Raw genomic sequence first — 14,654 nt, 5'->3', positions numbered from 1 at the left:
CCTTTCTCTCCCGGCCCCCTCTTTCTCCCGGCCCTTGTCTGACCGTCAGGCCAGGGCCCCGTTCCCCGCGCCGCACGACGTGCGCCAGACCCGAGGCCGAACATGAGCGTCCAAAGCTGGGATCCCCCGATGCTGGCGGGCTGGCGGTGCCGCGTGCTGTTCGCCGTCACGCTGGTGCTGATCGCGGTGCCGCAGATCGACCTGGGGGTCAGCGCCCTGTTCCATGATCCGGACACCGGGCTGTTCGTCCAGTCCGGGCCGGTGCTCAACCTGATCCGCAAGGGCGTGCCGCCGTTTCTGTACGCCGCCCTGCTGTTCGTCACGCTGCTGTGGCTGGGGGACCGTCTGATCCCGGGGCCGCGCCTGAACAGCCCGAGCGGGCGGCAGGTGCTGTTCCTGGCGTCCAGCCTGGCCATCGGTCCGGGCCTGATCGTCAACGGCGTTCTCAAGGAGGGCTGGGGCCGCGCGCGCCCGAGCGACATCCTGCCGTTCGGCGGCGAGGGGCAGTTCACGCCGGCCTGGATGATGACCGATCAGTGCCCGACCAACTGCGCCTTCGTGTCGGGGCATGCCGCGATGGCGTTCTGGGTGGTCGCCTTCGCCCTGCTGGCCCCGCGCCCGTACCGGGTCTGGGCCGTGGTCGCCGCCCTGGTGTTTGGCACGGTGGTCAGTCTCGCGCGCGTGGTCGTGGGCGCGCACTTCCTGTCGGACGTGCTGTTCGCCGGAGTCATCACGGTCGCGGTGACCGTCTGGCTGCACCGCCAGCTATTCATTGACCCGTAACGCAAACGGCGGACGAGCTTGGCTCATCCGCCGATGATTTTTGCGGGCGCAGCGGCCGCGCGGCTATTCGAAGCTCAGGAACGCATCCACGTCCATCACCACCATCAGCTCGCCGTCCAGCCGCACCACGCCCTGGGACACGCTGCGCCAGCGGGAGTCGAGGGTCGAGGGATTGGGCTCGATGGCGTCCATGGACAGGCTGTGGACGTTGCCGACCGAGTCCACCATCAGGCTGTACAGCTCGTTGCCCTGCTCGACGGTGACGCACATGACCTTCTTCTGGTCCTTCGGCTTGGGCAGGCCGAGCCGCTTGCGGACCTCGATCACCGTGACGATCCGGCCGCGCAGGTTGATGGCCCCGGCGATTTCCGTCGGCGCCAGGGGAATGCGGGCGACCTTCTCGGGGATCAGGATGTCCTGCACCCGCTCCACGGGGATGCCGAAAAGCTGGCCGTGCACGTAGATCGTGACGAAGACCTGATCCTCGGACACGGTGGCGACGGCACGACCGCCGCGCGTCGCGGGGTCGCGGTCCTGTGAGACGGTTGCAACCTGGTTCATCGCCGCATGTTCCCGCTGTTGAGCCACCGACCAGGGCCTCGCCCCGAGGCTAGGACTGTGCGCGCCGCCCGCTTAATCTGTCAAGTTCCAAAGGGTTTACAGGGGATTAACGGCCGCGCCCGGGCGGCGGAAACACCTGCACAAACGTTTCGCGCAGAACCCGGTCCACCTCCGCCAGCGTGACGCCCCGCTCCAGGTCGCGCAGGCTGGTCACGCCATGATCCCGGATGCCGCAGGGGACGATGCCGCCGTAGTGGGACAGGTCCGGGTGCACGTTCAGGGCCACGCCGTGGAACGTCACCCAGCGCCGCACGCGCACGCCGATGGCGGCGATCTTGTCCTCGCGCCCGTCGGCGCGCGGCACCCAGAGGCCGACCCGCCCCTCGCGTCGCTCGCCCGTCACGCCGAAGCGGGCCAGCGTGGCGATCAGCCACGATTCCAGCCGGTGAACATGGCAGCGCACATCGCGGTCCCGCGCCGCCAGGTCCAGCATGACATAGGCCACCCGCTGACCGGGCCCATGATAGGTGTATTGGCCGCCCCGCCCCGCCGCGTAGACCGGAAAACGGTCGGGCGCCACCAGATCGCCCGGCCGGGCGCTGGTCCCGGCCGTGTACAGCGGCGGATGCTCCAGCAGCCACACCTGCTCCCGGGCCTCGCCGGCGCGGATGGCGGCCGCGCGGGCCTCCATGGCGGCCAGGGCCTCCGGATAGGGCACGGGCGCATCGCTGGTGCGCCACTCGGGTCCGGGGGCGGGGCCGGTCGTCGGCTGTTCGGGAACGGACGGGGTCGAGACGGTCATCGGGCATCCTGCCGGTGTCGTGGAGCACTAGCACTTAAGACCCCGCGACGCCGCCGGCAAGACCGCCGAAAAAGGGCGCGCAATCTCCTTGATGACCCGGGAGCTTTCTGATACGTCCTCTCTTCCCCGCCGGGTCCGGTGGGGCGCCCCACGGATGCGGTCGTGGCGGAATTGGTAGACGCGCAGCGTTGAGGTCGCTGTCCCGGAAACGGGGTGGAAGTTCGAGTCTTCTCGACCGCACCATGGCGCCGGCACCATCACGCCGGCGGGGTGGTCTCGGGCAAGCCGGGACGATAAGATGACGGGCCCCTCATAGCGGTGTGGGGTCGGGCCGGCCGGAGTCGCAAGACCGAAAGCCGGACCACGGATCGGAGAGTGGCGCAGCCTGGTAGCGCACTTGACTGGGGGTCAAGGGGTCGTGGGTTCGAATCCCGCCTCTCCGACCAAATTGGACCGACGGCACCGGCCCGCTCCCCCACCCTGCCCCCCCCATCCCTTTCCTTGGGGATACTGGCGTGGGGTGGCCGGCTGGGGAAGCGGGCCGGCGACGGGCTTCAACGGTGATCGTCAGATGCCGTTGGCCTCAAAAAATGACCGTCGAGAAAGACCGTCGAGACGGCTTGTTTCGAGACTGCCAAAGGCGCCCTTCGGGGCGCCTTTTCTCGTTGGGCCGGCTTTTGTCGTTGGGGCGGTCGGCATTAACCACCGGGCAGGGTCTGTTTGGCAGACTTTGACGAATCGGCCGTCGCCGCCCTACTCCGGGGACCGCGCCCGCCGTTGCCGTCCCGGAGGGACCCGTCATGTCCGATGTTCTGCCCGGCGCGCCGGCGGAGGAGTCCGCCGCCACGGGGGATGCACAAATCCTTGCGCAGACCCTGTTCGTCGATCGCCCGCATCCGGATATCGAGTTCGGCTACCCTCGCCAGCGCACGCCGGTCCACATGGCCTTCCCGGCCAACCTCCCGTGCGAGGGCACGCCGGTCATTCTCGTGCTCGGCGGCTGGGGGGCCCAGCCCATGGACGCCTATTTCGTCAAGCTGCGGCGCTATCTCGCCGCCACCTACGGCGCCCTGGTGCTGATGCCGGAGTATTTCGACCTGCCCATCAAGTGCCGGCCGATCAATGCGGACCCCACCATCAAGGTGCGGCTGCTGCACGGCCACTGGGCGTTGTTCCGGGACTCCGCAACCTCGCCGCTGGCCGATCCGCTGGCGTATCTGCGGGCGCGCGGGGTCACGGCCGTGCCGCCGTCCCTGGGCATTCACGCGGGCTGCTATTTCAACTATGGCTTCCTCTCCACGCTGGACGTCCTGACGGCGTATCACTGGGTCGTGCGCCGGCTCGGGCTGGTCAGGCCCCGCCCCTGCCTGTTCGGAACCAGCTACGGCGGCTATCTCTGCCTGCTGGCGGCGCACTACGCCCCCGATACCTTCCCCTATTGCGTGGTCAACGCGCCGCTTCTGTCCGCCCGCGAGCGGGAAATCTTCAACGACGGCTCCTTCATGTCGATCAACGGCATCCGGGTGCCCTATGTGCACGACCGAACCCTGACCGACGCCGTGGACCCCGAAGGCTTCGCCCGCGGCTATGCGCCCATCCGCGACATGAGTGTCCTGGCGGCCACCGTGCCAAGCCGCACGCGAGTGTACTGGACAGCGGGACGCCAGGACATGTTCCACGATGTCGAGGAGATCGACACGGTCCGCCGCAACCGCGACGCCACCAGCGGGGCCGAGATGACCCGTCTGCGCTACATCGGACCGGAGGACCTGGACGGCGTCCGGTACAAGACCCTGGATCATGGCTTCAAGGCGTCGCTGCGCGGGGTGTTCCGCGAGGCCGCCGAGGTCTGGTGGGACGACCCGACCGTCATTCCGGCGCCGCCGGGGCCGGACGACTTCGCGCGGCGCACCACCCACACCGTCGATTTCGGCGCCGCCGCCTACGCCTTCCATTTCCACGAGGTGCACGGCCTGCTGGTCGAGCGCACACCCGGCGCCCGGTGACCGCCGCCCGGACCGACCACGGCGGATCCACGAGAAAACCCCGGGGCCATGCGGCGCCCGGGGCTCTCCATGTCCTGCGCCACCCGATAGGGCCGAAGTGGCGGTCAGACGGTGCGGGTTACGCCGCCTGGGCGGCGCGGCCCTTGCGCAGCCAGCGGCCGCCAACCAGGCCGCCCAGCGCCGTCAGCATGAACCACGCGGCGGCCGGCAGCGGCGTGACGGCGATGTAGTCCACGTCGAAGCCGTCCACCTGCTTGGTGGAGGTATCCAGCAGGGCGATGTAGCGGAAGGCCTCGGGGATCGTGAAGCTGAAGCCGCCCTGAGCGAGGCCGTTCGGGATCGAGGCGATCTTGGTCCAGGTGGCGCCGGTCAGCGGCGTGCCGGCGGCATAGCTGCCGTCCCAGCTCGTCGCGACGTAGACGTCGGCCTCTTCCGAGTAGGTGCAGTTGCCGTCATTGGCGGTCACGCAGTTGAACGTGGTCTCGACCACGACGCCGTCATTGGCGCTGGCGGCGCGCTCGTAGCCGAAATCGAACACGGCCCAGCCGCCGACGCCGAGGCTCAGGAACTTGCCGTCCTGCACCATGACGTTGTTGGTGTTCGTGCGATTGGCGTCCGTGACGGAGCCGTTGTTCTCCCAGGTGACACTGGTGGGGGAGACGAAGGCGGCCTGGGCGGCGCCGGCGGCGCCCACCATCACGGACGCGCCGACGAGGGCCGCAGCAACAGTCTTGAAGGTCATGACTTACTCCCATGTTCTTGGGTTCGGTTCGTCTACCGTGGGCGAACCAATAAGGTCTGGCCGACAGGCACGGTCCCACAGCGGTGATCGCTTTCGATCTGCTCGTATACCAATGTCGCCAAATCCTGACCCGATTGCTATCCATCGCATGGTGCCCCCCTCCGTTCGGTGGAGAAAGGCCGGTTCGGAGGGGCGGGCGCTCCCGCGGCGTCCACCGTTCGGTGGAGGCCGCAGGGGGCGGTCTGCGGCGATTCACCACCTTAGAGGCGCTCCAAACTCGGGCCACGCCCTTACCCTGCCATCCGGCGGCGCGCGCCCCCGCCTCAGCGCGATTGGCCAACAGCCGGACTCGGCGTTTCCCGGACCCGCACCCACGTCGGCGCGCCGTCCCCCGATCCGGCGCCCACCGGGTGCCGCGCATCATGACAGGCGGCGAGTCGGGCGCGCCGCCCGCGATCCGTGCATGTCACCCCGATGACCCGGCACGCAGCCACGGGTGTTCTCGGCACCCCATGGGCCCGTGACCTGATCGCCCAGGCCGCACTGAACCCTTCTGATGAGGAACGCCACCGGAACCGTAGGGACGTTGCGATTCCGGCCCCACCGAATGGGGGAGCCACACCCGAACACCGCCCTCCCCCATATGGTGGATTCAGCGAAAAGTGGGTTCACGCACCACCAGAAGTACATCAGACTGCGGATGAATCGTTCGGAGGTCGGACGCTCACGCACGGCCGACGGGGACATTGGCTCAGGACGAGCCCGGGAGTCCGACACAAACGGCGCCGATACAAGCGGCGCCGATACAAGGAGATGGGGACAATGGCTGTTAAGACCTGGACGAAGGCGACCCTCGGGGCGGCCGCCCTTTGCGGCGTGCTGAGCATGGGGGCCGCGACCGCGAACGCGGCGGTGTTTGACTTCCAGCAGGCGGGCAACACCTCCGCCCAACCTCTCGGGTTTTCCCAGGGCTCGATCAGCGGAACGGTGACGGCCCAGTACTCGGGCCCCTACGCGGGCAGTCTGACACCCGTGGTGACCCAGAACACGTACGGCCTGGGCGTGAGCACCTGGTACCATGAGAACGGCGAAGTGGACGGCGCCCCGGGCGTCGAAACCCTGTTGTTCGAGTTCGACACCAAGGTGCGGCTGAACAGCGTTTCGTTCGCCAAGGCCGACGACAATGGTTGCGTTTTTGGGCTTTGCTGGGACGATGACTGGACCGTCAAGGTGGACGATGTCACGGTCGCCAACGACTCTCAGCAGAACCCGTTCCTGTTCGGCGGGCTGAGCGGCATTGTCGCCTCGTCGTTCTCGGTCAGCGCCAATGGCTGGGACGACTCCTGGCGGGTCTCGCAGATGGATGTGTCCGCCGTTCCGCTCCCCGCCGCCGCGTGGTTCCTGCTGACCGCCCTGGGCGGGCTGTTCGGCACCCGCTGGCTCAAGAAGGGCCAGACCGCGTAATTCCAGCCGGCCTTTGTCTCGACTCGTCGGGACAAAGGCCATAGGTCGGGCGGACTCATTCACGGCCGGCCGAACCGCGACCGAAGCCGCCTCTGGCCCGTGGCCAGGGGCGGTTTTGTCGTGCGGGCGCGGCACCGGGGACCCCGGACGTGCGGCGCACACCCGCGCGCTCGCCCCTGCCCGGTGCAAAGGGCGCCGCAAATCACGTCTTTCTGGAAACACGATCGGTCAGGCGGCCGCCCATTGGGGCGCCTGACGGGACCGATGGCTCCGGCGGTAGGATTCGAACCTACAACCCTGCGGTTAACAGCCGCATGCTCTGCCGTTGAGCTACGCCGGATCATCCATCGTCCACGGCGGGGTCGCGCAGACCGCACCGTTTGGAGGCCGGGGCCGGAATCGAACCGACGTACGGGGATTTGCAGTCCCCTGCATGACCACTCTGCCACCCGGCCCCGCGACCGCCGCCGCCGCGCCCGAAGGGCGGTTCAACGTCGGAAGGCCGGCTTTATAGCGACAGCCTTCCGGCCGGTCAAGCGTCCGGGAGCGGGTTTTTTTGGCCGCACCCGGCAGGCAACCGCCCGTCCCTCCCGCGCCGGGCTCAAGCCGGCATTGTCTCGGTGCGGGACGGGGGCTATAAGCGCGAGGATTGACCGCGTCCGACTGGCGACCGGCGACTGGCGAGAGGCAGCGATGGATTTCACGCATGCGCGACTCAACATGGTGGAGAATCAGATCCGCGCGAACCGGGTGACCGATCCGGCCGTTCTGACCGCCATGGAAAAGGTCCCCCGCGAACTGTTCGTGCCCAAGGCGCTGCGTGGCATCGCCTATGTGGACGAGGACATCGCGCTGGACGAGGACCGCTTCCTGATGGAACCGATGGTCCTGGGCCGCCTGATCCAGGCGGCGGCGGTCCGGGCGGGAGACGTGGTGCTCGATGTGGGCTGCGCGACGGGCTATTCGTCGGCGGTCCTGGCGCACATCGCCAGCACGGTGGTGGCGCTGGAATGCGACGACGATCTGGTCATCCGCGCCACCCGCACGCTGACCGACCTGAACCTGGACAACGCGGTGGTCGTGACGGGTCCGCTGGCCGAGGGCTACCCCCGGCAGGCGCCCTATGACGTGATCGTGCTGAACGGGGCCGTCCAGCAGATTCCCGACGGTTTGCGCGGCCAGCTCGCCGACGGCGGCCGGCTGGTGGCGGTGCTCGGCGACGGCCGCTGGAACAGCAAGCTGACGGTCATCGAGCGGCACGGCGACGCCTTCGGGCACCGCACTCTGTACGACGCGGCGACTCCCGTCCTGCCGGGCTTCGCCAAGGCGCCCGATTTCGTCTTCTGACCCGCTTCCGGCCTCCGGGAAGGGTGTTTGATGGTTTCACACTTCGTGTTAGCATTGCGCCTCAACATCAAGCGGTGCTTGACTTTCAAGGCAGCGCTTTGCAACACGACCGAAACAGGGGCGCGCGCGGCGCCCGCCCTGGGGTTCCGGGCCGCGCCGGGGGCCGCCCGGTGGTCCCGCCGGCCTCGGGCGGTGTGTGCCGGAAGGGACGGTCTCGCGGCGCGACCGGCGCGATTCCCGCGTGACAGGCCCGCGCGGACCAAGGCGGCAGGATGGCCGTCCAAGATTAGTCTGGAGTGGTAGACCCGGCATGAAACGTTACAGTCTTCTGGCCTCCGCCGCCGTCATCGCCGCGGCTCTCGGCGCCGCCCTGCCCGGCCAGGCCCGGGCCCAGTCCCTCGAAGAGACCCTGGCCGCCGCCTATGCCAACAACCCCACGCTTCAGGCCCGACGCGCCGAACTGCGCGCCACGGACGAAGGCGTGCCGCTTGCCAAGTCCGGCTGGCGCCCGCGCGTCACCGTCTCCGGCGCGGCCGGATGGCAGCAGACGACCCGGGACCTGGGCACGGGCAAGCCCGATACCGTGGACACCAAGCCGGCCTCGGTGACGGTCAGCGTCTCCCAGACCCTGTTCGACGGCTTCCAGACCTTCGCTGACGTGGATCAGGCGGAAAACCGGGTGCTGGCCGGCCGCGCGAACCTGACCTCGACCGAGCAGGACGTGCTGCTGGACGCGGCCACGGCCTACCTCAACGTGGTCCGGGACACCGCCGTGGTGGACCTGAACCGGAACAACGAGGACGTGCTGTCCCGCCAGTTGGAAGCCACCCAGGACCGCTTCCGCGTCGGCGAGATCACCCGCACCGACGTGGCCCAGGCCGAGGCGCGCCTGTCCGGCGCCTATGCCAGCACCGCCGATGCGGCGGCCTCGCTGGAAAGCTCCAAGGCCACGTTCCGCCGCGTCTCCGACCTGGAGCCGGCCGCGCTGACCCCGCCGCCGCCCGTGCCCAACCTGCCGGCCACGCTGGACGAGGCGATCGAACGGGCGCTGGCCTCCAACCCCGCCATTGTGGCCGCCGAGTACAACTGGCGCGCCGCCCAGGACGCCATCCGCAGCCAGCGCGCCGACCTGCTGCCGGACGTGACCGTGGACGGTTCCTACTTCTACGGCTGGAACCAGGCGAACATCGAGGACGCGGAGCAGGAGACGCTGCAGGCCACCCTGAACGTCACCATCCCCATCTATCAGGGCGGTCAGGTCTACAGCGGCCTGCGGCAGGTGAAACATCAGGCCGGGCAGGCGCGCCTGCAGCTTGACAGCGCGCGCACCGAGGTGCGCGAGCAGACCCAGCAGGCGTGGGAACAGATGGTGGCCACCCGGGCCAGCATCGAGTCTCTTGAATCCCAGATCGAGGCCGCCGAGATCGCCCTTGAGGGCGTGCAGCGCGAGGCCCAGGTGGGGGCCCGCACCGTGCTGGACGTGCTCGACGCCGAGCAGGAACTGCTCAACGCGCGCGTCGATCTGGTGCGCGCCCAGCGCGACGAACTGGTGGCCGCGTTCTCGCTGCTCGCCGCCGTGGGCGGCCTGACCGCCGCGGACCTCGGCCTGCCGGTCACGATGTATGATCCGGTGCGGAACTACGAGGACGTGAAGGATCAGTGGTTCGGCGGATCCGAGGCGGCGGACGCCGATGCGGCGCTCGGCACCGGCGGCGCCGGGCAGTAGGATGAAACGCCGGCCGCCGGGCCGGCATGCGATCACCGTGGAGGCCGACAGGCGCCGCGAGGCACGACGGGACGGGCCATGAGCGACAACGACGCCCAGCAGCAGGAACCCTCGATGGAGGACATCCTCGCCTCGATTCGGAAGATCCTGTCCGAGGACGAGGAGGAGGAGGCCGCGCCGGAGCCCAAACCGGAGCCCAAACCGGAGCCCAAGCCGGAGCCCAAGCCGCAGGCCGCCGCCGCGCCGAAACCGCCGCCCGCCGCCCCCAAGCCGGCCGCGCCCCCGCCGCCACCGCCCGAGCCTGACCCCGAGCCGGAAGAAGACATCCTCGAACTGACCGATGACATGGTGGACGACCCGGAGCCGGAACCCGAGCCGCCTCCGCCCCCGCCGGAACCGGAACCGGAACCGGAACCGGAGCCCGAACCCGAACCGATCTGGGAGCCGCCGCCCGCCGACCCCGAGCCGGTCCCGGCCATGGTCCCGGTCGATGACGATCTGGACGACAGCCCGCTGGTGGAAGCGGCCGTCGCCGCCGTGTCCTCGCGTCACCTGTCGGGCCTGACCGACTCCCTGCGCGGACGGGACATCCCCATCGGCGATGGCGCCCTGACGCTGGAGACCCTGGTCCGCCAGATCACCCGCGAGTTGGTCAAGGAGTGGCTGGACGACAATCTGCCCGAGATCACCGAGCGCCTCGTGCAGCGGGAAATCCAACGACTGGCCAAGTCGGCCCGGACCCGGTAGAAAGCGCGGGCCGTCGCGCCCCACCCCAACCGGCCGGGTCGCGCGCCCGGCCGATTTTTTTTGACGCGATGCCATCCACCGACCCAGAGGGAAGCGGTTCGGCCATGCTGGACAAGACGTACGACGCCCACGCCGTCGAAGAGAAGCGCTATCGGATGTGGGAGGACGCCGGCGCCTTCCGGTGCGACCCCAAGTCCAGCGCCTCGCCCTACACCATCATGATGCCGCCACCGAACGTGACCGGCAGCCTGCACATGGGCCACGCCCTGACGTTCACCCTTCAGGACGTGTTGATCCGCTACTTCCGCATGACGGGCCGTGACACGCTGTGGCAGCCGGGCACCGACCACGCCGGCATCGCCACCCAGATGGTGGTGGAACGCAATCTGGCCGCCGAGGGCAAGACGCGCCACGACCTGGGCCGCGAGGCGTTCGTTGACACGGTCTGGGAATGGAAGGCCCACTCCGGCGGCACCATCCAGAACCAGTTGCGCCGCCTGGGCTCTTCGCCGGACTGGCCGCGCGAGCGCTTCACCATGGACGACGGCCTGTCGCGCGCCGTCGTCAAGGTATTTGTGCAGTTGCACAAACAGGGGCTGATGTATCGCGACAAGCGGCTGGTCAACTGGGACCCCAAGCTGCACACCGCCATTTCGGACCTGGAGGTGGAGCAGCGCCCCACCGACGGCCAGATGTGGTACTTCCGCTATCCGGTTCAGGGCGAGCCGGACCGCTTCGTCGTGGTCGGCACCACCCGCCCCGAAACCATGCTCGGCGACACCGGCGTTGCCGTCCATCCCGAGGACGAGCGCTATACGGATCTGGTCGGCAAGACCGTGATCCTGCCCATCGTGGATCGGCCGATTCCGGTGGTCGCGGATGAGTACGCCGACCCGGAGAAGGGCTCGGGCGCGGTGAAGATCACGCCGGCGCACGACTTCAACGACTTCGAGGTGGGCCGCCGCTGCGGCCTGGAGATGATCAACGTCCTCGACCGCGATGCACGCCTGAACGAAAACGCGCCGGCCGAGTTCCAGGGCATGGACCGCTTCGACGCCCGCGCCCGCATCGTCGAGCGCATGGAGGCGCTGGGCCTGCTGGAGAAGATCGAGCCCAACCCGATGACGGTCCCCTACGGTGACCGCTCGGGCGTGGTCATCGAACCCTGGCTGACCGACCAGTGGTTCGTCGATGCCGCCGAACTGGCGAAAGCGCCGATCAAGGCCGTCGAGGAGGGCCGGACGCGGTTCGTGCCGGCGCATTGGTCGAACGTGTTCTTCGAGTGGATGCGCAACATCCAGCCCTGGTGCGTCAGCCGCCAGATCTGGTGGGGCCACCGCATCCCGGCCTGGTACGGCCCGGACGGCACCATCTTCGTGGAGGAGACGGAGGCCGAGGCCCAGGCCGCCGCCCGCACCCACTACGGCGCGGATGTGGCCCTGGAGCGCGATGCGGACGTGCTCGATACGTGGTTCTCGTCCGCGCTGTGGCCGTTCTCGACCCTGGGCTGGCCGGACGAGACCCCGGAACTGGCGCGCTACTACCCCGGGAACGTGCTGGTCACGGGCTTCGACATCATCTTCTTCTGGGTCGCCCGCATGATGATGTTCGGCCACCACTTCATGGGCGACGTGCCGTTCCGCGACGTCTACATCCACGCCCTGGTCCGCGATGAGAAGGGCCAGAAGATGTCCAAGTCCAAGGGCAACGTCATCGACCCGCTGGACCTGAGCGAACAGTATGGCACCGACGCCCTGCGCTTCACCCTGACGGCCATGGCCGCGCAGGGCCGCGACATCAAGATGAGCGAAAGCCGCGTGCAGGGCTATCGCAACTTCGCGACCAAGCTGTGGAATGCGGCCCGCTTCTGCCAGATGAACGGCTGCGCGGCATCGCCGGATTTCGACCCCGCGGGCGTGACCAGCACGCTCAACCGCTGGATCGTCGCGCGCGCCGCCGCCACGGCCGGCACGGTCGGCGCGGCCATCGAGGCCTACCGCTTCAACGAGGCCGCCCAGGCCCTCTACCAGTTCACCTGGAACACGTTCTGCGACTGGTTCCTGGAGTTCGCGAAGCCGGTCTTCAATGGCGACGACGCCGCGGCGGCCGCCGAGACGCGGGCGACCGCCGCGTGGGTGCTGGATCTGATCCTGGTGACCCTGCACCCGGTGATGCCCTACGTGACGGAAGAGCTGTGGCAGTCCCTGGCCGAGACCCGCGACACCCCGCTGATCCGGGCGCGCTGGCCGGACCGCCCTGGCCTCGTCGCCCCGGACGCCGAGGCGGAAATGGACTGGCTGGTGGGGCTCATCACCGCCCTGCGCTCCGTGCGGGCCGAGATGAACGTGCCGCCGGCCGCCCGGCTCGCGATCCTGGTCAAGGACGCGAGCGACACCACCCGCGCCCGGCTGGCGACCCATCGCGACCTGGTGGGCACCCTGGCCCGGGTGGACGCCATCGACCATGTGACCGAAGCCCCGGCCAGCGGCTCCGCCCAGATCGTGGTGGACGAGGCGACCGTGATCCTGCCGCTGGCGGACGTCATCGACCTGGACGCGGAACGCGCCCGGCTGTCGCGCGACGTGGCCAAGCAGGACGGCGAGATCGCCAAGCTGGCGAAAAAGCTCGCCAACGAAGGGTTCCTGGCCAAGGCCCCCGCCGAGGTGGTGGCCGAGAACCGGGAGCGCCTCGCCGACCTGGAAGCCACGCGCGACCGTCTCAAGGAGGCGCTGGCGCGGATCGGCTAGGACGGCGAGCGCCCCGTCGGAGCGCCCCGTCGGAGGGCCCCGTCGGAGGGCCCCGTCGGAGGGATTGCGACATGCCCATGCCGCGTGAGTACGAGTACGCCTCGCGGGATTTCGAGGCGTTCCTGCAGGACGCCCGCGCGGCGCTGGGCTTCGAGACCCGCCACATGACCTATACGACGGTGCAGGCGGTGCTGATGGTCTTCCGCCGCCGCCTGACCGTCGCGCAGGCCGTCGCGTTCGCCAATGTCCTGCCGCCCGTGCTCCGCGCCCTGTTCGTCGCCCAATGGGATGTCGAAGCCCCCCGGCGCGCGTTCACGGACATGACCGTTATGAACGCGGAGGTCCGGGACTTGCGGCCCGACCACAACTTCTCGCCGCCCGAGTCCATCCAGGCCGTGGGCTCGGCGCTGCGGTCACATGTGGACGCCAAGGCCTTTCGCCGGGCCCTGGAGGACATCTCCGACCAGGCCGTGGCGTTCTGGTCACCGTGACGTCCCGACCGGCGGCGGACGGCATCCCTGATCGCGGCGGCGCACCCGCCTGGGGAGTCCCGTGTTGCGTCCGACGCGCCCATGCGCTAAGTCGCCCCCTCCCCTTCCCCGCATCCAGACCAACAGGCGACCGATGGGATTCAACTGCGGCATCGTGGGCCTGCCCAACGTGGGCAAGTCCACGCTCTTCAACGCGCTCACCTCGACGGCGGCGGCGCAGGCGGCCAACTTTCCGTTCTGCACCATCGAGCCCAACGTGGGCCGGGTCGCCGTGCCCGACGACCGCCTGGAAAAGCTGGCCGCACTGGCCAAGTCGGCCAAGGTGATCCCGACCCAGCTTGAGTTCGTGGACATCGCCGGACTGGTGCGCGGGGCCTCGAAGGGTGAGGGCCTGGGCAACCAGTTCCTCGCCAACATCCGCGAAACCGACGCCATCGTTTCCGTCCTGCGCTGCTTCGAGGACGAAAACGTTACCCACGTGGACGGCGCCGTGGACCCGATCCGCGATGCCGAGACCATCGAGACGGAACTGCTGCTCGCCGATCTGGAAAGCCTGGAAAAGCGCATCGTGCCGCTGGGCAAGAAGGCCAAGGGCGGGGATGCCCTCGCCAAGGCCCAGATCGCGGTCATGGAGCCCGTGCTTGAGCTGCTGCGCGAGGGCAAGCCGGCCCGCCTGGCCAAGCCGGATGACCCGGAGGCGCTGAAGCAGTTCCAGCAATTGAACCTGCTGTCCTCCAAGCCGGTGCTGTACGTCTGCAACGTGGACGAGGGCAGCGCCGCGACCGGCAACGCCCTGTCCCAGCGGGTGGCCGAGAAGGCCGCCGCCGAAGGCGCGATCACGGTGGTGATCTCGGCCGCCATCGAAGCCGAGGTGGCCCAGCTTGAGGATCCGGAGGAAAAGGCCGCCTTCCTGGAGGACCTGGGTCTGTCGGAAACCGGGTTGTCGCAGGTGATCCGGGCGGGCTATTCGCTGCTCGACCTGCTGACCTTCTTCACGGTCGGCCCCAAGGAGGCCCGGGCCTGGACCGTGCGCCGGGGGGCCAAGGCCCCGGAAGCCGCCGGGGCCATCCACACCGACTTCGAACGCGGCTTCATCCGCGCCGAAACCATCGCCTACGACGACTTCATCGCCTGCGGCGGCGAACAGGGGGCGAAGGACGCCGGCAAGATGCGGTCGGAGGGCAAGGACTACATCACCAAGGACGGCGACGTGTTCCACTTCCTGTTCAACGTGTAGA

General features: G+C 69.0%; 12 protein-coding genes and 4 tRNA genes. 11 read left to right on the top strand and 5 right to left on the bottom strand.

The annotated features are described in order from the left end of the window. Positions 1-102 precede the first annotated feature (102 nt). On the top strand, positions 103-783 hold the full coding sequence (locus tag GHC57_RS07790) for a phosphatase PAP2 family protein (protein ID WP_153342903.1): 681 nt from the start codon (positions 103-105) through the stop codon (positions 781-783). A 63-nt stretch (positions 784-846) separates the two neighbouring features. Here the strand turns inward: GHC57_RS07790 and GHC57_RS07785 are convergent, their stop codons facing one another. Then, complete coding sequence (locus GHC57_RS07785) at positions 847-1,344, bottom strand: chemotaxis protein CheW (protein WP_153342901.1); 498 nt, start codon at positions 1,342-1,344, stop codon at positions 847-849. A 106-nt stretch (positions 1,345-1,450) separates the two neighbouring features. Then, entirely contained in the window at positions 1,451-2,146 is a 696-nt protein-coding gene (lipB, locus tag GHC57_RS07780; protein ID WP_153342899.1) for a lipoyl(octanoyl) transferase LipB, read from the bottom strand. A 156-nt stretch (positions 2,147-2,302) separates the two neighbouring features. Between lipB and GHC57_RS07775 the strand changes: the two genes are divergently transcribed. From GHC57_RS07775 to GHC57_RS07765, 3 genes are all read left to right on the top strand, one after another. After that, positions 2,303-2,389, top strand: a tRNA-Leu gene (locus GHC57_RS07775). Positions 2,390-2,515: 126 nt separating this feature from the next. Then, positions 2,516-2,592, top strand: a tRNA-Pro gene (locus GHC57_RS07770). Positions 2,593-2,946: 354 nt separating this feature from the next. After that, positions 2,947-4,152, top strand: coding sequence for a DUF2920 family protein (locus GHC57_RS07765; RefSeq protein ID WP_153342897.1), 1,206 nt, complete (start codon positions 2,947-2,949; stop codon positions 4,150-4,152). Positions 4,153-4,270: 118 nt separating this feature from the next. On the opposite strand, the gene GHC57_RS07760 is transcribed toward GHC57_RS07765, so the two are convergent. After that, positions 4,271-4,894 (bottom strand): VPLPA-CTERM sorting domain-containing protein, encoded by a 624-nt coding sequence (locus GHC57_RS07760; RefSeq protein WP_153342895.1) that lies wholly within the window; start codon positions 4,892-4,894, stop codon positions 4,271-4,273. 822 nt (positions 4,895-5,716) lie between these two features. Between GHC57_RS07760 and GHC57_RS19310 the strand changes: the two genes are divergently transcribed. Next, positions 5,717-6,358, top strand: coding sequence for a VPLPA-CTERM sorting domain-containing protein (locus GHC57_RS19310; RefSeq protein WP_170294751.1), 642 nt, complete (start codon positions 5,717-5,719; stop codon positions 6,356-6,358). A gap of 265 nt (positions 6,359-6,623) precedes the next feature. Here GHC57_RS19310 and GHC57_RS07750 read toward each other — a convergent pair. Both GHC57_RS07750 and GHC57_RS07745 read right to left on the bottom strand, forming a co-directional pair. Beyond that, a tRNA-Asn gene (locus GHC57_RS07750) sits at positions 6,624-6,698 on the bottom strand. Positions 6,699-6,739: 41 nt separating this feature from the next. After that, positions 6,740-6,813 (bottom strand) — tRNA-Cys (locus GHC57_RS07745). Positions 6,814-7,051: 238 nt separating this feature from the next. Here GHC57_RS07745 and GHC57_RS07740 point away from each other — a divergent pair. The 6 genes from GHC57_RS07740 to ychF all read left to right on the top strand — a co-directional run bounded on the left by GHC57_RS07740 (position 7,052) and on the right by ychF (position 14,653). Next, positions 7,052-7,705 (top strand): protein-L-isoaspartate O-methyltransferase family protein, encoded by a 654-nt coding sequence (locus GHC57_RS07740; protein ID WP_153342891.1) that lies wholly within the window; start codon positions 7,052-7,054, stop codon positions 7,703-7,705. A 310-nt stretch (positions 7,706-8,015) separates the two neighbouring features. Further along, entirely contained in the window at positions 8,016-9,431 is a 1,416-nt protein-coding gene (locus GHC57_RS07735; RefSeq protein WP_153342890.1) for a TolC family outer membrane protein, read from the top strand. A 78-nt stretch (positions 9,432-9,509) separates the two neighbouring features. Further along, positions 9,510-10,178 carry a DUF2497 domain-containing protein gene (locus GHC57_RS07730; RefSeq protein ID WP_246152195.1) on the top strand — a complete coding sequence of 223 codons (669 nt, stop codon included), beginning with the start codon at positions 9,510-9,512 and terminating at the stop codon, positions 10,176-10,178. Between the two features lie 104 nt (positions 10,179-10,282). Next, complete coding sequence (locus tag GHC57_RS07725; RefSeq protein ID WP_153342888.1) at positions 10,283-12,925, top strand: valine--tRNA ligase; 2,643 nt, start codon at positions 10,283-10,285, stop codon at positions 12,923-12,925. 71 nt (positions 12,926-12,996) lie between these two features. Continuing rightward, the gene (locus tag GHC57_RS07720) at positions 12,997-13,416 is read left to right on the top strand and encodes a DUF2267 domain-containing protein (RefSeq protein ID WP_153342886.1); all 420 of its coding nucleotides are present in this window, start codon (positions 12,997-12,999) and stop codon (positions 13,414-13,416) included. A 133-nt stretch (positions 13,417-13,549) separates the two neighbouring features. Continuing rightward, positions 13,550-14,653: a redox-regulated ATPase YchF gene (gene ychF / locus GHC57_RS07715; RefSeq protein ID WP_153342884.1), complete on the top strand. Its 1,104-nt coding sequence runs from the start codon at positions 13,550-13,552 to the stop codon at positions 14,651-14,653. Position 14,654 lies beyond the last annotated feature (1 nt).

Source organism: Roseospira navarrensis (assembly GCF_009601025.1).
GTDB classification, from domain to species: domain Bacteria; phylum Pseudomonadota; class Alphaproteobacteria; order Rhodospirillales; family Rhodospirillaceae; genus Rhodospira; species Rhodospira navarrensis.
Note: the sequence above shows the minus strand (reverse complement) of the source record. Positions and strands in the feature narration are given on the sequence as shown.